The 21,005-nt window shown below is 69.8% G+C and carries 21 protein-coding genes and 1 pseudogene; 15 read left to right on the top strand and 7 right to left on the bottom strand.

Annotated features, from left to right (window positions below; translation table 11 throughout):
* Positions 1-4: 4 nt before the first annotated feature.
* Positions 5-1,603, bottom strand: a complete 1,599-nt coding sequence (locus ACWC09_RS02070) for an ABC transporter substrate-binding protein (RefSeq protein WP_450847578.1) — start codon at positions 1,601-1,603, stop codon at positions 5-7.
* A 219-nt stretch (positions 1,604-1,822) separates the two neighbouring features.
* On the opposite strand from ACWC09_RS02070, the gene ACWC09_RS02065 reads away from it, so the two are divergent.
* Positions 1,823-2,521 carry a FadR/GntR family transcriptional regulator gene (locus ACWC09_RS02065; protein WP_450847861.1) on the top strand — a complete coding sequence of 233 codons (699 nt, stop codon included), beginning with the start codon at positions 1,823-1,825 and terminating at the stop codon, positions 2,519-2,521.
* Complete coding sequence (locus ACWC09_RS02060; protein WP_450847576.1) at positions 2,518-2,946, top strand: phosphatase domain-containing protein; 429 nt, start codon at positions 2,518-2,520, stop codon at positions 2,944-2,946. The genes ACWC09_RS02065 and ACWC09_RS02060 overlap by 4 nt, the downstream gene beginning before the upstream one ends.
* 31 nt (positions 2,947-2,977) lie before the next feature.
* Here ACWC09_RS02060 and ACWC09_RS02055 read toward each other — a convergent pair whose 3' ends face one another.
* Together ACWC09_RS02055 and ACWC09_RS02050 are read right to left on the bottom strand one after the other, a co-directional pair.
* Positions 2,978-4,453 carry an alpha/beta hydrolase gene (locus ACWC09_RS02055; RefSeq protein WP_450847574.1) on the bottom strand — a complete coding sequence of 492 codons (1,476 nt, stop codon included), beginning with the start codon at positions 4,451-4,453 and terminating at the stop codon, positions 2,978-2,980.
* A gap of 508 nt (positions 4,454-4,961) precedes the next feature.
* On the bottom strand, positions 4,962-5,462 hold the full coding sequence (locus ACWC09_RS02050; protein WP_450847573.1) for a GNAT family N-acetyltransferase: 501 nt from the start codon (positions 5,460-5,462) through the stop codon (positions 4,962-4,964).
* A 317-nt stretch (positions 5,463-5,779) separates the two neighbouring features.
* On the opposite strand from ACWC09_RS02050, the gene ACWC09_RS02045 reads away from it, so the two are divergent.
* The 13 genes and pseudogenes from ACWC09_RS02045 (at position 5,780) to ACWC09_RS01985 (ending at position 17,667) form a co-directional block, all read left to right on the top strand.
* Positions 5,780-6,544, top strand: a complete 765-nt coding sequence (locus tag ACWC09_RS02045) for an SCO2525 family SAM-dependent methyltransferase (RefSeq protein ID WP_450847572.1) — start codon at positions 5,780-5,782, stop codon at positions 6,542-6,544.
* Positions 6,545-6,609: 65 nt separating this feature from the next.
* Positions 6,610-8,460 carry an SCO2524 family protein gene (locus ACWC09_RS02040; RefSeq protein WP_450847570.1) on the top strand — a complete coding sequence of 617 codons (1,851 nt, stop codon included), beginning with the start codon at positions 6,610-6,612 and terminating at the stop codon, positions 8,458-8,460.
* A gap of 4 nt (positions 8,461-8,464) precedes the next feature.
* Entirely contained in the window at positions 8,465-9,382 is a 918-nt protein-coding gene (locus tag ACWC09_RS02035; RefSeq protein ID WP_450847568.1) for an SCO2523 family variant P-loop protein, read from the top strand.
* A complete protein-coding gene (locus ACWC09_RS02030; RefSeq protein WP_450847566.1) occupies positions 9,379-10,365 on the top strand; it encodes an SCO2522 family protein in 987 nt (328 codons plus the stop codon). Before ACWC09_RS02035 ends, ACWC09_RS02030 begins: the two co-directional genes overlap by 4 nt.
* Before the next feature lies 1 nt (position 10,366).
* Positions 10,367-11,338, top strand: coding sequence for an SCO2521 family protein (locus ACWC09_RS02025; RefSeq protein ID WP_450847564.1), 972 nt, complete (start codon positions 10,367-10,369; stop codon positions 11,336-11,338).
* A 36-nt stretch (positions 11,339-11,374) separates the two neighbouring features.
* On the top strand, positions 11,375-12,409 hold the full coding sequence (locus tag ACWC09_RS02020; protein WP_450847563.1) for a DUF6879 family protein: 1,035 nt from the start codon (positions 11,375-11,377) through the stop codon (positions 12,407-12,409).
* 240 nt (positions 12,410-12,649) lie between these two features.
* Positions 12,650-12,874 (top strand): hypothetical protein, encoded by a 225-nt coding sequence (locus ACWC09_RS02015; RefSeq protein ID WP_450847561.1) that lies wholly within the window; start codon positions 12,650-12,652, stop codon positions 12,872-12,874.
* Positions 12,875-12,901: 27 nt separating this feature from the next.
* On the top strand, positions 12,902-13,546 hold the full coding sequence (locus tag ACWC09_RS02010; RefSeq protein ID WP_450847559.1) for a DUF1266 domain-containing protein: 645 nt from the start codon (positions 12,902-12,904) through the stop codon (positions 13,544-13,546).
* Between the two features lie 237 nt (positions 13,547-13,783).
* Positions 13,784-13,897: pseudogene (locus ACWC09_RS02005) on the top strand (DNA repair protein RecO); the annotation flags it as partial.
* Between the two features lie 190 nt (positions 13,898-14,087).
* Entirely contained in the window at positions 14,088-14,837 is a 750-nt protein-coding gene (gene recO, locus ACWC09_RS02000; protein ID WP_450847557.1) for a DNA repair protein RecO, read from the top strand.
* Between the two features lie 28 nt (positions 14,838-14,865).
* Positions 14,866-15,705, top strand: coding sequence for an isoprenyl transferase (locus ACWC09_RS01995; RefSeq protein ID WP_450847556.1), 840 nt, complete (start codon positions 14,866-14,868; stop codon positions 15,703-15,705).
* A 51-nt stretch (positions 15,706-15,756) separates the two neighbouring features.
* Entirely contained in the window at positions 15,757-17,091 is a 1,335-nt protein-coding gene (locus ACWC09_RS01990) for a histidine-type phosphatase (RefSeq protein ID WP_450847554.1), read from the top strand.
* Positions 17,092-17,130: 39 nt separating this feature from the next.
* The gene (locus ACWC09_RS01985) at positions 17,131-17,667 is read left to right on the top strand and encodes a YcxB family protein (protein WP_450847552.1); all 537 of its coding nucleotides are present in this window, start codon (positions 17,131-17,133) and stop codon (positions 17,665-17,667) included.
* A 9-nt stretch (positions 17,668-17,676) separates the two neighbouring features.
* Here the strand turns inward: ACWC09_RS01985 and ACWC09_RS01980 are convergent, their stop codons facing one another.
* The 4 genes from ACWC09_RS01980 to ACWC09_RS01965 all read right to left on the bottom strand — a co-directional run bounded on the left by ACWC09_RS01980 (position 17,677) and on the right by ACWC09_RS01965 (position 20,895).
* A complete protein-coding gene (locus ACWC09_RS01980; RefSeq protein WP_450847550.1) occupies positions 17,677-18,093 on the bottom strand; it encodes a Fur family transcriptional regulator in 417 nt (138 codons plus the stop codon).
* A 143-nt stretch (positions 18,094-18,236) separates the two neighbouring features.
* The gene (locus tag ACWC09_RS01975; RefSeq protein WP_450847548.1) at positions 18,237-19,139 is read right to left on the bottom strand and encodes a metal ABC transporter permease; all 903 of its coding nucleotides are present in this window, start codon (positions 19,137-19,139) and stop codon (positions 18,237-18,239) included.
* On the bottom strand, positions 19,139-19,939 hold the full coding sequence (locus ACWC09_RS01970; RefSeq protein WP_450847546.1) for a metal ABC transporter ATP-binding protein: 801 nt from the start codon (positions 19,937-19,939) through the stop codon (positions 19,139-19,141). Before ACWC09_RS01970 ends, ACWC09_RS01975 begins: the two co-directional genes overlap by 1 nt.
* Positions 19,936-20,895, bottom strand: coding sequence for a metal ABC transporter substrate-binding protein (locus ACWC09_RS01965; RefSeq protein WP_450847544.1), 960 nt, complete (start codon positions 20,893-20,895; stop codon positions 19,936-19,938). Before ACWC09_RS01965 ends, ACWC09_RS01970 begins: the two co-directional genes overlap by 4 nt.
* Positions 20,896-21,005 lie beyond the last annotated feature (110 nt).

Raw genomic sequence — 21,005 nt, 5'->3', positions numbered from 1 at the left:
GCGGTCAGGCCCATTTCGCCTGGAGGAGGTTGATGCCGGGGTACGGCTGCGCCCTTATCCCCGTCAGCTTCTTCGGGTCCCAGGCGGTCATCAGTTCGCTGTGCACGACCGGGTAGAGCACCGCCTGTTCGGCGACGACGTCGATGTAGTCCTGGATCATCGCCTTCTTCCGCGTCGGGTCGACCTCCTGGGTGGCCCGGTCCATGTCCTTGAAGAGCTGCTTGGCGACGGCGTTGTCGGCCCAACGGGTGTAGCCCATCCAGAGGTTGGTGGGGCCGTAGTTGTAGTGCATGATCAGGTCGGCGTCGAGGCCGAACTGGTTGGGGTTCGAGGCGGCCGCGACGACCTGGTAGTCCTGCTTCTGGTCCATCTTGGTGAAGACCGCGGTCGTCTCCTGCGGGGAGAGCGTCGTCGGCACGCCGATCGCGTCCCACGACGCCTTGATGGTCGGCAGGCAGTCGACGATCCAACTCACGTTCACCGCAAGGATGTTGATCTTCAAGCCCTTGACGCCGGCGGCCTTCAGGAGCGCCTTCGCCTTCTCGGGGTCGTAGTCGTAGACGGTCTTCGCGCGCCGGTAGGACGGGTTGCTCTCGTTGAGGAACGAGGACGACGGCCTGCCGTGGCCCTTCAGCGCCACCTCCACCATCTTCCCGGTGTCGATGGCGTAGTGCAGCGCCTGTCGCACCCGTACGTCGTCGAAGGGCTTGTGCTTGGTGTTGAACATCAGGAACAGGTTGTTCATCCCGGCTCCGCCGGCCACCGTCAGCCCGCCGCTGCGGAGCTGCTGGATGTTGGCGTACGGGATGTTGTCGGAGATCTGCGCGCCCGCGCTGGAGCCGGAGATCCGGGCGACGCGCGGGGCCGCGTCCACGATCGTCAGCCAGTTCATCTTCTTGAAGGCCGGCGGGCGCGGGCCGTTGTAGTCGTCGAAGGCCGCGAAGGTGGTGTTGGACTTGGGGTGGTGCGCGGTCTGCCGGTACGGCCCCGAGCCGACCGCCAACCCCGCGATGGCCTTGTCCCAGGCGCCCGGCGCGGAGAAGACGTGCTTCGGCATGATCTTGGCGAGGGTGAGCCGCGCAAGCCCTTCCGGGAAGGGGAACTTGAGCACCAGCTCGACGTTCTGCGCGTCGATCTTCCGGACTTCCCTGAGCCAGCTCGCGAAGAAGCCCTTGGCGAGGGTCTGGGTCTTCGGGTCGAGGATGCGGTCGAAGACGAAGACCACGTCGTCGGCGGTCACGGGTTTCCCGTCGTGGAACGTGGCTCCGGCCCGCAGCGTGAACTTCCAGGTGGTGGCGTTGGCGTCCTTCGGCACGGCGGTCGCGAGCGCCGCGTACGGCTCGCGGGAGATCGGGTCGGTGTCGAGGAGCCCCTCGTAGATGTGGTTGTTGGCGGCCATGCAGAAGGCGGACGCGGTCTGCGTGGGATCCCACGAGCCGTCGTTGCCGTAGCCGATCACGGCGGTCAGCGTGCGGTCCTTGCCGCCCCCGTTCCCGGTGTCGTTGGTGGACTGGGGCCCCGACGAGCAGGCCGACAGCGACGCGGAGACGGCGGCGGCCGCACCCAGCGCGCCGGTGTGCTTCAGGAAGGTCCGGCGGTGCACGGTTCCTCCAACGGTGAGGAGATATGACCAACGGCTGAGGAGATACGACGTCCTACGTCCTGTCGTCAGGCGCGACCATAGGAGGGGTGCCGGGGGTGGTCAAGACAGCGCACACGAATGGCGTAGCCGTCAGAGGTCGGACCAATGACGCTGTGAAATGGCGGGAGTTGGCGCACGTCAGTGCCGGACATGGGACGTAGGACGTCCGGCGCGCGTACGATGCCGCGCATGGCCGAGGAGCCCAGGAACAGCCGGATCCAGCGCGAGGTCATGCAGCTCATCCTCGACCGGCGGCTCGCCCCGGGTGCCCCGCTGCCCACCGAGGCCGAGCTGATGGAGGACCTCGGCGTCAGCCGCAACTCCGTGCGCGAGGCCCTCAAGGCGCTCCAGGCCCTCGACATCGTGGAGATCAGACACGGCTACGGCACCTATGTCGGCCAGGCCTCCCTCACCCCGCTCGTCGACGGGCTGACCTTCCGCACCCTCGCCCGGCACGACGACGACACCGGTGCGCTCGCGGAGATCCTCCAGGTGCGGGAGGTGCTGGAGGAGGGGCTGATCCGGCGGGTGGCGAGCTCGGTCGCCGAGGCGGAGCTGGACGCGCTGGAGGCGATCGTGTCCCGGATGGAGGCGGCGGTCCTGGCCGACCGCCCCTTCCCGGAACTCGACCGCGAGTTCCACGAGTTGCTCTACGCCTCCCTCGGCAACGCGCTCGTGCCCCAGCTCCTTGCCGCCTTCTGGACCGTGTTCCGCAGAGTCGCCGGCGCCCGCGGCTGGACCGACGACCCGGCACCGGAGGTGACGGTCCGCCGTCACCGGGACATCGTCACGGCCCTGCGGGCGAGGGACGCCGAGCGCGCCCAGCGTGCGATGACGCACCACTTCCGGGGCATCGAGGCCCGTACCCTGACCCGATGACGGACACCTGGCGGGCCACGGACCCGGGGGTGCTGCGACTGCCGTCCGGACGGCTGGTCCGGGGCCGCGGCCTACGCCACCCCCTCGACCCCACGGCGCCCACACCCTCGTACGCCCTCTACCTCCTCGGCAGGCAACCCCCGCCCATGGACTGGGAGTTCACCTGGGTCCGCTGGCCCGACTTCCGGCTTCCCGCCGACCGTCCGGCCGCCCGCGCCGCCCTGACCCAGGCCTGGGAGCGAGCCACGGCCGAGCGGGTCGAGGTGGCCTGTGGAGGCGGGCGCGGGCGGACCGGGACGGCGCTGGCGTGCATCGCGGTCCTGGACGGTGTACCGGCCGGGGAGGCGGTGGAGTTCGTACGGCGGCACTACGACCGGCGTGCGGTGGAGACGCCGTGGCAGAAGGCGTACGTGCGCCGGTTCTAGGCGAGTGTTCCGGCCACCACGGTCGCCGCGCTCACTCGCAGTGGACGTCGTGGTCGGGCCGCTCGCCGGTCGCCAGGAAGCGGGACACGGTCTCGTCGCCGCACCGGGTGCCGTTGGCGAGGTAGGCATCGTGGCCGGTGGAGTCGTTGGTGACCATGACGGCGCGCCGGCCGAAGGCCTCGCGCATCCTGCGGGCGCTGCTGAGCGGGGTGGCCACGTCGCGCTCGTCCTGGATGAGCAGGACGTTCGACGGTCCCCGGTCGGTGATCCGCACCGGCGCCTGCTCCGGCCGCCACGGCCAGGCGGCGCACACCATGGCGTTACGGGGCATGCCGGCGGTCAGCGGATACTTGGCGCGGCTCTCCGCAACGCCCTTCTCGTAGACGGCGGTTGACCGTGGCCAGGCGACGTCGTTGCAGATGGTGCCGACGGCGACGGCGGTGAGGTTCTGCATCGCCGAGTCCGGCGGGGAGGCGGGCGCGGGCGGGACGGTACCCTTCCGGGCGGCCAGGATCAGCTGGGCCAGGGCCGGGTAGTCGTCGGGGTCGTAGAAGCTGTTCAGCATGGTCTGGCGCAGCACGTTGCCGTTCAGCTCCTCCGGATTGGCGCCGGGCCAGGGGATCGGCTCTCGGTCGAGCCGGGCGGCGAGCCGCAGGAACAGCGGACGCACCTCGGCCGCGGAGTTCGCCAGACGGTACGGATTGCCGGGCGCGGACGCCCACTTGGCGAACTCCGGGAAGGTGTCCTCGACGCCGGTCTCGTGCGCCTCCAGCCACGCACGCTCCGCCCGGACCGGGTCGGGGTTGCCGTTGCTGTCCAGCACGATGCGGTCGGTGCGCTGCGGGAAGAGCTGGGCGTAGACCGCGCCGACATACGTCCCGTACGAGACACCCCACGCCGAGATCCTCCGCTCCCCGAGGGCGGCCCGGATGCGGTCGACGTCACGGGCGTTGTCGACCGTGCTGATGTGCCGGATCAGCTCGCCGCCCGTGCGGGCGCAGGCGTCGGAGATGCGCCGAGCCGTGGTCATGTTCCCGGTGACGGAGCCGTCGGCGGCGGGCCAGGGGCGCAGGGCCGTCAGGGCGAGGTCGGCATGGTCCAGCCCACACGTCACAGGCGTGGAGGGCGCGTTGCCGCGCGGGGCGTACCCGATCAGGTCGTAGGTGTCCCGCACCTCCTGTGGCAGCCTCTGCCCCTTGCCCGAGGGGTCGTTCAGGCTGGTGCCCCCGGGCCCGCCCGGGATGAGCAGCAGGGCGCCCCGGCGGGCGGACGGCTTCTCGGCGGGGATACGGGAGACGGCCAGGTCGATCTTCGGGCCGCCGGGGCGGGCGTAGTCCAGGGGGACTTGGAGGGTGGCGCACTGCTGGCGGGGGTCGAGGCCGGTGCCGGTGCACTTGCTCCATCTCGGTGATGTGTCCGCGGCGGACGCGGTCAGCGGTGTGACGGCGCCGAAGACGACGGCGGAGGCGGCGGCGATCAGGGCTGCGCTCTTCGTGATCTCCTTCATGAAACATGAGCCTCCCGGACGCGTCCCGCGCTTCCCATCCGGCCAACTGCCCTGTACCTGCGGGGGATTACCCCCGCCCCACCCCCGGGTTTCTCATACGTCCCGCCGGTCCACGACCACCACCGCCGGGGTGACGAAGGACGGCGGGAGCAGCCCGGGGTGGACGGCATAGAGGCCCCCGCATCACATCCACCGACAGGGCCACCCCGGGTGATCGTCGTGACCACCCGGGGCGCTGCGGGCCGGTGCGGACGACATCATCGCGGCCGTCCGGGTGGTGGCGGCCGGTGACGCCCTGACCGCCCCGAGCGTCACCCGCCGCCTCGCCCACGACTTCGCCACCCGCCCCGAACCCCACGGAAGGAGCAGCGAGTCGAAGGGCATCACCGACCGGGACCGCGAGGTCCTGACCCTGGTCGCCACCGGCCTGTCCCACACCGAGATCGCGGCCGAGGTGTGGATCAGCGTACGAGGCAGGGCCGGTGTCCCCCTGACCCGCACCCCCGACTCACAGTCCCAGTGTCATGACCAGCCGGTCCTCCCCGGGCCCGAGGTAGTCCTTGCGTGCCCCTCCCTCGACCGAGAAGCCCAGCGACCGGTACAGCGAGATCGCGGCCGCGTTCGTCGGTTCCACCGTCAGATGGACCCGGTGGACCCCCTCGGCGCGCACCCGGCGCAGCGCCTCGACCATCAGCCGGCGGCCCAGCCCGAGTCCGCGCAGGTCGGGGGTGACGGCGAGGCTCATGCCCCAGCACACGTACCGGTCCGAGGTGGTGACGAACAGGACGTAGCCGTGCAGGCTCTCGCCGTCGTCGAGGACGAGGAAGCGGTCGCCGTGGACGTCGTAGAGCTGACGCAGTACGAAGTAGGGGTACGGCTCCTCGGGGAAGGTCTCGCTGTCGATGCGATGGAGCTCGGGGAGATCGGCCTCGACGACGCCCCTCACCGTCAGTGGGCGATCGGCGCGGCCGACCATGGAAGGAAAACGTTTCTCTGGAAGAGCCGTCATACCGCCCCCTGCGGGATGGGAGTCAAGGGCGCGTTGACACCCGTACGGGTGATACGGGCGAGACGCGTGGTGTCTGCCTTTCTGGTGTGTTCGGCAGAGTTCCGACCATCTTGAGCCGGACAATCCGACCGTTCAAGGCCGGATCAGGTCGCACGAATGCATTCGCCACGATGCGCCCCCAGTGCGCCCCGGTGACCGTCCGCGCCTGACGTAATTGCTTCGCAACATTGACCTGAGGGGGATCCGGAGGGCCTCCGGTGTTGGTACCGTAGGTAAATGACCTTGAGATCGTCGGGGGATGCGTCGGGGGTGTCCGGGTGAAGAATGCGGACGCGCCCTGGAGTTCATTCGACCCGATCGCCTACGTTGATCACAACTACCGCGTCTTACAGGCAGAGGACGCGGAGATCCTGAATATCGTTCGGGATCACTTCGGCGGTCATTTCCGGAAGCAGGGCTTCGGGCCGGTTTACGGCATCGACGTCGGCGCCGGGGCGAATCTCTATCCCGCGCTCTCCATGATGCCGTGGTGCGACGAGATCACTCTTTTCGAGCACTCGTCCGCGAACGTGGCGTACCTCAGGAGCCAGGTCGACTCCTACGGCGGCAATTGGGACAAGTTCTGGGACGCCCTGCGCGGGCACGAGGCGTACAACTCCCTTGATTTCGACCCCCGCGAGCGGTTCCGCAAGGTCGTCAAGGTCGAGCGGGGCAACATCTTCGATCTGTCGGCCTTCGGCGGGCCGTGGTCCGTCGGGACGATGTTCTTCGTCGCCGAGTCGATGACCACCTCTCACCAGGAGTTCGACCGGGGCGTCGAGTGCTTCATGCGCGCCCTGGCTCCCGGGGCCCCCTTCGTCGCCGCCTTCATGGAGCACTCAAAGGGCTATCACGTCGGGGACGAGTTCTTCCCGGCCTGTGACGTGGGACAGTCCGAGATCCATGCGAGTCTCGAACCATTCGCGGGCGACTTCACGGTGCAGCGGCTCAAGTCCGCGGCAGGTGTGCGCGACGGGTATTCGGGAATGATCCTTGCCTACGGATGGCGACAGAATACGGACGCGGACATTCCGACCGCCTGAGTCTTCACAAAAGAAGAGGGACATTCCTCAAGTGACGGCAATGCGGCCTGTGTGAGGGGCATGGGATGCAGATCAAGCCACGCCAGCATCTGCTGGACATCTGGCAGGCCATCGCCCGCCACTCCTTCAAGGGGGAGCAGTGGGCCTGGGGCGAGTGGGGCGGTAAGAGCAGCGTCGCGGATGCCGAGCGGCTGCTCTGCCTGCTGTACCCGGCCACGGAGATCCCGGCGTTCCGGCTGGACGACCCGGACACCACACAGGGGGACGTCCAGCAGGCCCTGAGGAAGGCCGGCGGGCGGCTCGACCTCCCGGCCAACCTCGTCAAGGCCGCGTCCGAGTTCATGACCACCCACACCGGCGAGGACAAGAGGCCCACCTTTGCCGGGGGGTACTACTTCGGATCCGCGGACAAGACCGAGGAGGTCACCGAGGAACAGCGCCAACTCGGCGTGGTCGACTCGTTCTCCATGTCGATCACCTTATGTCTGGCCACCCTCGGCTTCCTCAAGATCTACGAGACCAGGACCAGACGCACCGACATCCAGGAGACGATCGCCGAGCTGCGGACGGCAACCAGCAACCGGCTGACCGCCGCCATGGTGAGCATGCTGCGCTCCTTCACCGTCAACGCCTTCGACACCGACTCCCCGCAGGGCCGCAACCTGTGTGAACTCCTCGGCCAGGGACGCCTGTCGCAGCGTCAGGTGCTGACCAAGTTCCAGAACCGTTTCCGCGCCCTGCGCGCCGCGATCGTCGAGAGCGTGTCCCTCGGTATCGACGTCCAGGTGGGGCTCAAGGACGAGAACCAGCTCTTCGAGTGCGGCTGGGCGTGGAGCCTGGTGAAGGACGCCCCCGAGGTCGTGACCGACGAACCCGTCGGACCGCAGCCCGACGGCGTCGCCGACGCGGTGCCGTACCTGTACTTCACCGTGGTCGCCCTCGACGGCATCCAGGACCTGTTCTCGGACCGCACGCTGACCCTGGGCCTGCTCAACGTCGAACAGCAGAAGCTCGCCGAGGCGCTCCGGCTGCGCTGGGAGCTGACCCAGCAGTACTGGTCCGGCATCGCCCGCTTCGACCCCGACCGCTGGCCCCTGGAGGACATTCCCTGGCGTACGACGGGACAGCAGCTGGAGTCCGAGTACTTCTCCCTCTCCGTCGCCGCCATCCTCGTCCACGACCTGATGCGCCGCCGGGCCACCGACGACGACCTGGCCCGCACCGTCACCGTCATGGAACGCCTCGCCGAACGCGGCCGTGTCACCAGCCGGATGACGCGCGACGACCGCACGGTCTACGAACTGCACAACGCGGGCGTCAAACTGCCGCTGCAGGGCAGCGAGCGGCTGGGCCCGCCGATGACGTGGTCCCTGCACGACTTCTCGGCGCAGCTGCTGAAGCGGACCGTCCAACTGCGCGCGCTCTCGCGCAACCTCGCATCGCACGACCGGCTGCTCAGTCTCGCCGAGGACGTCTTCGACCACATGTGGCGCCGCCGCATCCGGGAGGGCGAGGGCACCGGCCTGTGGGACTACGTCCACGCCGCCTATCCCGAGGCCGAGATCGTCCCCCGCCGGGTGCCGGTGTCGTGGAACATCACCGAGCGGGTCGCCGAAGTGATGGTCCAGGTCCACCAGATGTACCGGCAGCCACCGGTCCGCAGCCTCGAACTCACCGAACTGGCAGGCGCGTTGCTCAGCGAGTCCGCCCACCTTCTGGGCAACGAACAGATGGAACCCGCCCCCACCGACGACGGCCGGCACGGGATGCAACTGAGGAACATCGAGGTCAAGCTGCGCCGCGCCCGCAGCCTCCTGGACCAACAGCCCGGCACGTCCTACGCGTTGGCGCTGGACGTACTGGGACAGCTCGACGCGCTCACCCGGGCCCGCGAAGCCGCGGACCAGGGACGGTGACACCGTGCTGATCTTCGCCGCCTCCGACAAGGGGGGCACGGGCCGCTCCGTCACCAGCGCCAACCTGGCCTACCACCGGGCGCTGGCCGGGGACGACGTCTGCTACCTGGACTTCGACTTCGGCTCGCCCACCGCCTCGGCCGTCTTCGACGTGGCCGACGCCTGCCGGGCGGTCGAGGACAGCGGCCTGCACTCCTATCTCACCGGGCACGTCGGCGAGCCGGAACGCATAGACATCTGGGCCCGGACCGAGCACCAGGTGCTGCGCGACCCGCCGCCCGGCTGCGGCCGTCTGGTGCTGCTGCCCGGTGACGTCAGCGGCGGCGAGTTCGCCACCAACGGCGAGCACGTGCGGCTCTGCGTCGACCTGCTGATGAAGCTCTCCTACGAGTTCGAGCTGGTCGTCGTCGATCTCAGCGCCGGCCGCTCGTACGCCGTCGACATGGTCCTGGAGGCCACCGCGCAGCCCGAGATGAGCGAGATCACCGCCCGCTGGCTGGTCTTCCACCGCTGGACCCGCCAGCATGTGGCGGCCGCGGCGAGCCTGGTCTTCGGCGAGCGCGGCATCGTCGCCGCCGGTGCGGCCCGCGGCCATGACGAGGAGGCGCTGCGCGGCGCCATCCGCTTCGTCCGGGCCGCCGTACCCGATCCCGAGTCACCGCTGTGGTCGCAGGTCTCGCCCACCCAGTCGGCGTGGCTGCGCAAGGCCGACGACGACCTCAAGCAGCTCGCCTCCACCGCCGGCATCGGCTACAGCCAGGTCCTGGGCTCCATCCCCCTCGAACCGGTCCTGCAGTGGCGGGAGCAGCTCATCACCGACGAGGACGTGCTCGACAGCCAGATCGCCAACCGGGAGACCTGGGAGGCGCTGAGCCGGCTCGCCGCCCGGCTCACCGACGACAAGAGCTGGGAGCCGGCGTGACCGAGGCCGTGTTCCGGGAGACCACCGCGGAGCCGCACACCAGGTCCGTGCAACTGTCCCATCTCTCCCTGGAGTTGGGCCATCTCTACATGGAGGACTTCGAGGCGGGCCCGGAGCGGCTGCGCGAGCACTTCGCCGAGGTGCGGCTCTGGGTGGAGGCCGCCCGCGCCTCCGCCGCCCGTCGCACCGGAGGCAAGCGCGCCCGCATCAGCACCTGCTTCCTGATCGACGACTACTTCACCCGCTTCTCCACCCCGGCCGAACTCGTCCCGCTGGTGCTGAAGGAGGCCGAGAAGGCGGGCCTGGTCATCGACTACCTGGCCCGTGAGTCGGGCTGCGCGGTCGCCGGCCGGATCGAGATCGCCGAGTCCGTCATGCACCGTCTGGTCGAGTCGCCGCCACCGGGCAGCGACGGCTCCCGGCCGCCCGTCGGCCAGACCGGCTGGCTCGCCAACGGCCGGCGCACGCCCGCCGCCGGACGCGCCGCCCTCGGCGAGGTCAAGGACTGGCAGCCGCCCCAGGAGACCGCGGCCCGCAACCACTCCGTCTTCATGGACGTCGAACTCTGGTCCGAGCAGGACGGACGGCGGCTGTGGTCCTGCCCGTTCCTGGCCGCCGTATGGCAGCTGGCCCGGCTCGGACTGTTACGGCACCTCGGCGAGCCGGTGCTGACCCCGCACCCCTGGAACGGCGAGGACTTCCCGCACGAATGGGACCGGCTGCCGCCCCTGCTCCAGCTCACCCCGCAGGCCGCCGCCTTCAGCGCCTACCGCACCTGCACGCTGATGCCCAACCGCTTCCTGGCCGTCGAGGACGCCGTGCGGCTCATCCTCGACCAGATCCAGGTCGACGCCGGGGCGCTGGCGCAGGTCGCCGAGCGCTCGGCCCGGGAGGGGCTCGCCGTCCCGGAAGCGGTCGCCCAGCGCGCCACCTACGTCTTCTACGAGGAGCCGGTCAACGCGCCCTCCATCGAGGGGACCTGACATGACGACGGCTCCCGGACAGCCCGCCCGCCCGGTCCTCGCCTGTGGTGAGGTGCGGACCTGTCTGCTGCCGTCCTTCCAGGCGCTGGACGGCCGGGCCGCCGCCCAACTGCTCAGGCTGCGCGCCGACGAACAGGTGCGCGTCTCCGAACGGCCCAATCTGTACGCCCTGTCCCCCGAGGTCCTGACCGGAGTGGACTGCCGGCTGCCCACCTCCAACGGCGCCAAGGTCCGCGCCGTCGGCACGGTGGCCGCCCGTGCGACGCTCACCGAAGGCCGTCTGCTGCAGTCCACCGCGTACTTCAGCGCGCCGGCCGCGGGCCCCGACGTCCGCCGCCCCTGGGGGCACTATCTGGTGCGGCCCGGTGTGGTCGAACCCTTCGGCAAACTGCCCGAACAGCCCACCACGGAGGGCGTGCTGCGCGGTCCGGGCCGGGACGAGCTCGACCTCGGGGCGATCGCCGAGTCCCTGCTGACGCGACTCCTGCGCCATCCGCTCCTGGATCGCAAGGTCCCCTTCAAGTCCCGCCGTACCCAGCTGCGTTGGGTCGCCCACCGGATCCCCGAGGGCGAGCGGGCGGAACTGACGCGGTTCACGCTGGCCGAGGACGGGCTGCGGACCGTGCGGCTGAGGCTGCCCGCGGACACACCGGTCGCCGCGGCCGCGGGTCTGTGCGAGGATCTCGCGCTCCACGACTGGCTTTTGACGACGGTGGTGCACATGCTGGACAGCAGTCGGCTCGCCGCGGCGGACGGGCCCGCCGCGGTCCTGGCACTGCGCCCGGCAGTCGACCATCTGCTGCATCTGTGGATGCCGCACGCGCGAGTGGACCGCTCACTGGTCCACCTGTGGGAAGTGCTGGAACGGGAACCGGGGTTCACCCGCCAATGGCGGAACCTGGTCCAGCGCATCCGGGACCAACTGGCCGTCCAGGCCATACCACTGCTGCACCAGGCGTTGAGCACGAGCTGAGGGCGGCACCAACCACATTCCTGACGGGGGAGTCGGATGAGCGGAGCGTCATTAGGCACGGGGGACACCGGAGCGGTACTGCCGCGGCAGGGCATACCCAAGCTGTTCTGGAAGATCCTCATCACCGCGTCGGCGGCGGGCGGCGCCTTCCTGCTGACCATCCTGTTGAACGGCGACAACAACGACATCTGGCAGTGGGTGGCGTCCATCGTCCTCGGCAGTGCCACGCTGATCGTGCAGTACCTCGTGGACTTCGGGGAGCGCCTGGAGGTCGTCGAGGAGAGCCAGCGCCGGCACATCGACGACATGAAGCAGAGCCTGGCCAACCACCACGCGGAGATGCGTACGGCGGTCGACCAGAGCTTCGCCAAGATCAACGAGGCGACGGAGCTGTTCAGCAAGGTGGACGGCTCCGTGCTCCGCTCCGAGGAGGTGACCCGGCTGGTCAAGGCGTACACCCAGGTCGGTGACGAGGCGCCGGGGATCGTCAAGAGCTTCGCCGAGGAGGAGCTGAAGCGTCTCGCGGAGCTGATGGAGGACCTCATCAGCGGCCGGGCGGACTCCGGGTTCGAGAACCACGAGTGGCTGATCGACCTCGCCCTGTGCGTCAAGAAGACGCTCTACGCCACCAGTACGACCGTCGACCGGGACTTCTGGGCCAGCGAGCCGGCGAAGCGGTATCTGGCCGCGCAGGAGAAGGCCATCAAGATCCGGGGCGTGGAGATCCGGCGGCTGTTCCTCGTGGACGAGCCGGAACAGGTCACCGACGCCCTCAGACAACTCTGCGCACGACAGATCAGGCACGGCATCGACGCGCGTATCGGCGTGCAGTCCCAGCTGGATCCGGGCGGCACGGTGATGGACTTCATCATCTTCGACGGGGAGCTGTGCTACGAGACCCGGCCGGACAACCATGTCAGGCCGGACATGACGATGCTGCGGATGAAACGCGAACACGTCGAGGACCGCGTCAGCCAGTTCAACGAACTGTGGGCGGCGACAGAACCCGAACCCGAGCCCGAACCGGAGTCGGGAACCGTGCGCCGTCGGCTGCGCCGGGTCGCCGAGTAGAAGTAATCCGTATACCGCTCGAAAATACCGTCGGTTTACAGGAACTCGTCCATGGCCGACCCCTCCTGACCTGCGCCGTACTTGCAGAGCACAGACTCCTGCCGAGTGTAGGGGCCGTACGTCACCCCGTTCCGGAAAAGCGTGAAACCCAAAAAGAAAGGGGAGCACGCTTGGGTCGGAATAGGCGTACCGCCACTCGGAATTGTGCACTGCTTTCGTTACGGTCGTTAAGGAGGGGAAATGAAGTCCCCGAAACCCCCTGTCGGCACTCATGTCGTGGACCTCCGCACCGGAAAGGTCGGCATCGTCATGGGCCACGAGGGACCGTACGTCCAACTGCGACCGTACGGCGGAGGCAGGGAGTGGGACGTGGAGCCCGGTGCCGTGCGGGGCGCCACCCAGGCCGAGCGGCTCAGCGCGGCGACGGCGTATGCCAACGCCCGCAGCAGGGGTGAAGTTCCTTGACGCGGGACGTGGGTAGGGTGCGGGCCCATGGGTCTGTGGAGCATACGGAGCTGGTCGAAGTCGAGGTCGAAGGCGCGTGCCGCCGAGCGCTACCCCACGCCGCTCACCACGCACCAGCTGTGGATGGTGTCCCTGAGCGCGCCGGTGAGCCGTGACCGCGACGCCTCCCGCACCACCCTCTACCCCTTCATCCGCCTCGACGACGACCGCGCCCGGAGCTGGCTGGCCGACCAGTGGGAGATCACCTCGCGCGAACGGCTGACCCGCCGGCTCGACGAACTCGCCCGCAGCGGCTACCGCGCCCGCGCCCAGCGGCTCCTCGGTGTCGCCCCGCTCGCCTGGGACGCCGCCCTGTACGTCGACATCGCGCGGCGCGGTTTCGCGTGCGGGCTGATCAGCGAGGCCGACGCGTGGACCGCGCTGAAGAACATCGTGCCGGCGGTCGCGGGGACGTACGCCTCCTGGCAGGAGTACGCCGACCACTACCTGCTGGGCCGCAAGGTGTGGCGGGACGGGCTCGCGGGCGCGCGGGGCGACGAGGACGCCTCCCTCCCCGCCCCGCAGGCCGCCGCCGACGCCCACCTTCGCGCCCTCCTGGACCCGGCCAACCGCTCCAGCCCCTGGAACCTCGCCCCCTGGGACACCATCAGTCACCCCGACCGCACCCGCTGACCCCGCCCGTACGCGAGAATGGCCCCATGAGCCTGTTCCGCGCCGCCGGCATCGTGCCGCACACCCACTCGGGGGGCGATGCGCGATGAGTCTGTCCAGGGATGACGGCGTCGTCCTGCGGACCCGGAGGCTCGGCGAGGCGGACCGCATCATGCTGTGTTCGCCCCGGGGTGGCTGGGTCCGATGGCCGTTGCGCGGTGGGTCGGGCCTCTGGCTGGAACCTCGTGGGGGCGTGCGGTGAGTCTGTTTCGTGATGACGGGGTTGTTCTGCGGGCCCGGAGGCTCGGGGAGGTGGACCGCCTGGTGCGGTGTTCGCCCGGGGGTGGGTGGGTCCGATGGCCGTTGCGCGGTGGGTCGGGCCTCTGGCCGGAACCTCGTGGGGGCGTGCGGTGAGTCTGTTTCGTGATGACGGGGTTGTTCTGCGGGCCCGGAGGCTCGGGGAGGTGGACCGCCTGGTGCGGTGTTCGCCCGGGGGTGGGTGGGTCCGATGGCCGTTGCGCGGTGGGTCGGGCCTCTGGCCGGAACCTCGTGGGGGCGTGCGATGAGTCTGTTTCGTGATGACGGGGTTGTTCTGCGGACCCAGAAGCTCGGGGAAGCGGACCGCATCATCACGCTGCTCACTCGGGGGCACGGGCGGGTGCGGGCCGTGGCTCGTGGGGTGCGGCGGACCAAGTCGAAGTTCGGGGCACGGCTGGAGCCCTTCTCCCATGTCGACGTGCAGTTCTTCGCCAAGGGGAGCGAGCTGGTCGGGCGTGGGCTGCCGTTGTGCACGCAGAGCGAGACCATCGCGCCGTACGGCGGCGGGATCGTGACGGACTACGCGCGGTACACCGCCGGTACCGCCATGCTGGAGACCGCCGAGCGGTTCACCGATCACGAGGGCGAGCCCGCGGTGCAGCAGTATCTGCTGCTCGTGGGGGCACTGAGGACCCTGGCCCGCGGTGAGCACGCTCCCCACCTCGTCCTCGACGCCTTCCTCCTCCGCTCGCTCGCCGTCAACGGCTACGCCCCCACCTTCAGCGACTGCGCCAAGTGCGGCATGCCCGGCCCGAACCGCTTCTTCTCCGTCGCCTCCGGCGGCTCGGTCTGCGTGGACTGCCGGGTGCCCGGCAGCGTCGTACCGTCTCCGCAGACCCTGGAACTCCTCGCCGCGCTTCTTACGGGAGACTGGGAGAGCGCGGACGCGTGCGAGCCGCGGTACGTCCGGGAGGGGAGCGGGCTGGTCTCCGCCTACCTGCACTGGCACATGGAACGCGGGCTCCGCTCGCTGCGGTACGTAGAGAAGTCGTAGAAGAGGCAGAAGAGGAGACGAGGAGCGCATGGTTGTACGCGGGATCCTGGGGCGCCAGCGCCGCGAGTACAGGACGCCGGAGCCGCACCCGTCGGGGGCGCGTGCGCCGAAGCTTCCCGGCGAGCTGATCCCCAAGCATGTGGCGATCGTCATGGACGGCAACGGCCGGTGGGCGAAGGAGCGGGGCCTGCCGCGGACGGAAGGGCACAAGGTCGGCGCCGAGCGCGTGCTCGACGTGCTGCAGGGCGGCGTGGAGATGGGCGTGGGCGCGATCTCCCTCTACGCCTTCTCCACCGAGAACTGGAAGCGGTCGCCGGACGAGGTGCGCTTCCTGATGAACTTCAACCGCGACTTCATCCGCAAGACCCGCGACACCCTCGACGAGCTGGGCATCCGGGTGCGCTGGGTGGGCCGTATGCCCAAGCTGTGGCGGTCCGTGGCCAAGGAGCTCCAGGTCGCCCAGGAGCAGACCAAGGACAACGACAAGCTCACGCTGTACTTCTGCATGAACTACGGAGGCCGAGCCGAGATCGCGGATGCCGCGCAGGCCCTCGCCGAGGACGTGAAGGCCGGGCGGCTCGACCCGGCCAAGGTGAACGAGAAGACCTTCGCCAGGTACCTGTACTACCCGGACATGCCGGACGTCGACCTCTTCCTGCGCCCCAGCGGCGAGCAGCGCACCTCCAACTACCTGCTCTGGCAGAGCGCTTACGCCGAGATGGTCTTCCAGGATGTGCTGTGGCCGGACTTCGACCGGCGTGACCTGTGGCGGGCCTGCGTCGAGTTCGCCTCCCGCGACCGGCGGTTCGGCGGTGCGATCCCGAACGAGGAGCTGCTGGCGATGGAGGGCAAGTCCGAGGACGCGTAACAGCCACCCGGCATCCTCCCGGGGTTCACGAGGATCGCCGACGATCCGGCCATGAAGCGCGTCACCCCCGCTCTCGCCCTGTGCACCCTGCTGGTCACGGCCCTGCCCGCGCAGGCCGCCGACCAGCAGGTCGCGCACCGCGACAGCTACGGCACCAAGGCGCCGTACTCCCCCGAGCAGAACCCCCGCACCTACCAGAAGGCGCCCGCCGGCTTCACCCCCGTCTTCACGGAGAACGTCTCCCGGCACGGCTCCCGTTCCGCCACCGACAGCGAGGACGGGGACCTGATCCTCGCCCTCTGGGGCAAGGCGCGGGCGGCGGGCCGACTCACGCGCGAAGGCGAGGAGTTCGGCCCCAGGGTGCGGGCCCTGCAGGCCGCCATGGCCCAGGTCGGCTACGGCAACCTCAGCGGGCGCGGCAGGCAGGAGATGCGGGACACCGCGCGGCGGCTGGCCGACCGGCTGCCCTCCCTCTTCTCCGAGATCGCCGCGAAGGGCGAGAAGATCGACGTCGTCTCCTCCGGGCAGGGGCGTGCGATCGACAGCGGCAACGAGTTCACCGGCGCCCTCGCCGACGCCGACCCGGACCTGAAGCCGCTGATCGGCCCGGTCCGCACCGACAAGGACCTGCTGTACTTCCACAAGGCGGCGGGCGGGGCGGCGTACCGCGACTACGTAGCGAACGACCAGCGGCTCGCCGACACCCTGACGTCGATCACCGACCAGCCCAGGACCCAAGAGGCCGCGCGCGGCGTCCTGCGCCGCCTCTTCCGAGCCGACTTCGTGGCGGGGCTCGCCGACGCCGACCAGGTGGCCGCCGCGCAGGCCGTCTACAACCTGTACGCGATCGCGCCCGCGATGGTCGAGGAGAGCCCGGACGGGGCGGGCTGGGGCCTGGAGCGCTACCTCTCGCGCTCCGACGCCGCCTGGTTCGGCTACCTCTCCGACGTCGAGGACTTCTACGAGAAGGGTCCCGGCTTCTCGGACAGCGACATCACCTACAAGATGGCCGACGTCCTCCTCGACGACTTCTTCCACCAGGTCGAGGCGGAGAAGGCCGGCACCAGCACCCTCGGCGCCGAACTCCGCTTCACCCACGCCGAGGAGATCATCCCGCTGGCGGCGCTGATGCGGCTGCCGGGCAGCACGAAGGCGGCGACGCCGGGGCAGCCGTACACCTACGCGAACAACCCCTGGCGCGGCGCGGAGGTGGCACCGCTGGGCTCCAACATCCAGTGGGACGTCTACCGCAAGGGCGACCGCTACCTGGTCCGCATGCTCTACAACGAGAAGGAGACGGCGTTCAAGGCCGGCTGCACCCCGATCTCGAAGGGCAGCACGTTCTACGACCTGGCCGAGCTGGAGAAGTGCTTCGGGCGTAAGTGACGCGCGCGTGGCGGAAACGCGCCTGTACGATCCCGCCTCATGGTCATGGACATGGGGCGGGACGCCGAACAGGGCGTGGTCGAGCTGGCGTATCAGCCGGTCATGGGGGATTTCACGGGGGCGCTGCGGGAGCGCAACCGGGTGCGGCGGCGGGGGTGGATCCGGTACTGGTCCTTCGGTCTCGCGGCGCTCGCCTTCGTGCTGAAGGCGTCGCTCGCGGTGGCGGGGGGCGAGAAACCCGACTGGTTCCTGCTGATCTGGCTGCCCCTGGTCGCGTCGTTGCTGCTGCTCGCCCCCCGGCTCCAGGCTCGCGCCTTCCTCAAACTCGCCGTTCGCAACGGCGCCTGTCGCGCGACCGTGACGGACGCCGGGCTGACCATGACCACCGACAACAGCACGACGTCGGTCAAGTGGGCCGCGCAGCCCCGCTATCGGGAGACCAAGGACGCGTTCTTCACCTACAGCGACGACAAGAACGCCAGCTGCTTCACCGTGCTGCCCAAGCGCGGCCTGGCGGATCCGGCGGACGCGGACAGGCTGCGGGAGATCCTCGACCGCAATCTCACCCGCGTCTGAGCGCCGGCGTCAGGCACCGGCGGAGGCGCAGTCCGCGCACGTGCCGAAGATCTCCACCGTGTGGGCCACATTGACGTACCCGTGCTCCGCCGCGATCGCCTCCGCCCACTTCTCCACCGCGGGGCCCTCGACCTCGACCGCCTTGCCGCAGACGCGGCAGACCAGGTGGTGGTGGTGTTCGCCGGTGGAGCAGCGGCGGTAGACCGACTCGCCGTCGGAGGTGCGCAGGACGTCGACCTCGCCGGCGTCGGCGAGGGACTGGAGGGTGCGGTAGACCGTGGTGAGGCCGACCGAGTCGCCCTTGTGCTTGAGCATGTCGTGGAGCTCCTGCGCGCTGCGGAACTCGTCGACCTCGTCCAGGGCCGCCGCCACGGCGGCCCGCTGCCGGGTGGAACGGCCCTTCACGGGCGGTCCAGCGGTGGTCACCGGTTCCTCCTCTTTTCGGCTCGATCGCCTACGGGGCGCTTTGTGCCGGTGTCGAGCCCACGACACCGACGCGCCCCTTCGGCTCCCTCGCGCCTCTGCGTCTGCGCCTGCCGGGCCATTGTGCCAGCCCGGTCTGTGCGCGGTCAGACGCCGACCTTGCCGTCGGCCTCCCGGGCGGCCGGAATCGCGCACTCTGCGGGGTCCCCGGACGGGTGCGCGGCGGCTGCCGCCCGGGCCCGGCGCCGGGTCAGGGGAGCGGCGAGGGCGGTCAGCAGGACGAAGGCCGCGATCGTCAGCAGCACGATCGTCGCTCCGGGCGGGACGTCCTGGTAGTACGAGGTGACGGTGCCGCCGATGGTCACCGTGACGCCGATCGCGACGGCGATCGCGAAGGTCGCCACGAAGCTGCGGCCGAGCTGCTGGGCGGCGGCCACCGGTACGACCATGAGCGCGCTCACCAGCAGCAGGCCCACCACCCGCATGGCCACCGTCACCGTCACCGCCGCCGTGACGGCCGTCAGCAGGTTCAGCGCGCGCACGGGCAGGCCCGTCACCCGCGCGAACTCCTCGTCCTGGCTGACCGCGAACAGCTGCCGGCGCAGGCCGAGGGTGACCAGGACCACGAAGCCCGCGAGCAGGCAGATCGCCGTCACGTCGGACTCCGAGACGGTCGACAGCGAGCCGAAGAGGTACGACATCAGATTGGCGTTGGAGCCGCCGGGCGCGAGGTTGATGAACATCACGCCGCCGGCCATACCCCCGTAGAAGAGCATCGCGAGGGCGATGTCGCCGCGGGTGCGGCCGTACCAGCGGATCAGCTCCATGAGGATCGCGCCGAGCACGGAGACGGCCGTCGCCATCCACACCGGGGACGTGTTCAGCAGGAAGCCGAGGCCGACGCCCGTCATCGCCACATGGCCGATGCCGTCGCCCATCAGGGCCTGCCGGCGCTGCACGAGGTAGATGCCGATCGCCGGGGCCGTGACGCCGACGAGGACGGCGGCGAGCAGGGCCCGCTGCATGAAGGCGTAGTCGAGGAAGTCCATCAGCTCAGCAGTCCTGTCCGCACGGGCGCGTGCTCGTGGGGGTGTACGTGGTCGTGGCCTGGCAGGGCATGCTGGCCGACAGCTTGCGGGGGCGGGCCGTCGTGCAGGACGCAGCCGTCGCGCAGGACGACCGCGCGGGCGATCAGGGGCTCCAGCGGGCCCAGTTCATGGAGGACGAGCAGGACCGTCGTACCGGCCGCCACCTGCTCCCTGAGCGTCTGCGCGAGCACCTCCTGGCTGGCCAGGTCCACGCCCGCCATCGGCTCGTCCATGATCAGGAGTTCGGGTTCGGCCGCGAGGGCGCGGGCGATCAGGACGCGCTGGTGCTGGCCGCCCGACAACGCGTTCACCGAATCCTTCGCCCGGTCCGCCATGCCGACCAGCTCCAGGGCCTGGCGTACGGCCGCGTGGTCCGCCTTGCGCAGCACCCCGAAGCGGGCCCGGGACAGTCGGCCGGACGAGACGATCTCGGTGACGGTGGCCGGTACGCCGCCCGCGGCCGTGGTGCGCTGCGGGACGTATCCGATCCGCGCCCAGTCCCGGAACCGCTTGCGCGGGGTGCCGAACAGCTCGATCTCCCCTGCGCTGACCGGGACTTGGCCGATGACCGACCGGATCGCCGTCGACTTGCCGGAGCCGTTGGCGCCGAGCAGCGCGACGACCTCACCGCGTGCCACGGTGAGGTCGATACCGCGCAGGACGGGGCGCGAGCCCAGCTCGGCGCGTACGCCGCGCAGCGATATGACGGGCTCGGTGTCGGGCCGGCCCGAGGCGCCCATGTCGTCCTCCGTAAAGGTCATGTGGACCCCAGGGCCGTCTGCAGCGCCTTGAGGTTGGCCTCCTGGACCGAGAAGTAGTCCTTGCCGCGGGACTTGGCGGTGATGCCCTCGATCGGGTCGAGGACGTCCGTCCTGAGCCCGGCGTCGGAGGCGATGGTCTTCGCGGTCTTGTCGCTGACGAGCGTCTCGTAGAACACGGTGGTGACGCCGTCGGCCCTGGCCATGGTCTCCAGGTCCTTGACGCGGGCCGCGCTCGGCTCCGACTCGGGGTCGAGGCCGTTGATGGCCTCCTCGGTGAGGCCGTAGCGCTCGGCGAGGTAGCCGAAGGCGGCGTGGGTGGTGATGAAGACCTTGGACTTCGTGTTCGCGAGCCCGTCCTTGAACTGCGTGTCGAGCGCGTCCAGCTTCTTCACCAGGGCCGCGGTGTTCTTCCTGTAGTCGGCCGCGTGGTCCGGGTCGGCCTTCTCGAAGGCCTTGCCGACTCCCTCGGCGACCTGGGCGTACCGCACCGGATCCAGCCAGATGTGGGGGTCGAGGCCGGCCAGCTCCTCGTTCCGGGAACTGTCGTGCGAGGCCGCGTGGCCGCCGACCTCGTTGCCGTGCTTCTCCAGCGAGGTGAGGGCGGCGGCGTCGATCTTGGTCTTGACCTCGGACTGGGCCACCGCGTCGTCGACGGAGGGTTGGAGGTTCTTGAGGTAGAGCACCGCGTCGGACTCCTGGAGCTGCGCGGTCTGCCTGGCGCTGATCTCCAGGTCGTGCGGCTCCTGGCCGGGTTGGGTGAGGCTGGTGACATGGACGTGGCCGCCGCCGATCTGCTCGGCGAGGAAGGCCATCGGGTAGAACGACGCGACGACGCCGAACGTGCCGGTGCCCGCCGCGGCGGCGCTCTGACTGGAGCAGGCGGAAAGGGTGGTGAGGCCGAGGGCCGCGGCCGCGGCGGTCGTCACCGCGGGTATGAGGCGTCGTCTTACGTTCATGACAGTCATTTTCAACAAAGGTGGAAACGATTGTCAACAAGGGGTCGATTTGATTGGGAGCCAGCCCCCGCCGGTACCCTGAAGCATTCGCTGGAAGCAACTCGCTCCGT

The sequence above is a fragment of the Streptomyces sp. NPDC001617 genome, assembly GCF_053596855.1.
Note: the sequence above shows the minus strand (reverse complement) of the source record. Positions and strands in the feature narration are given on the sequence as shown.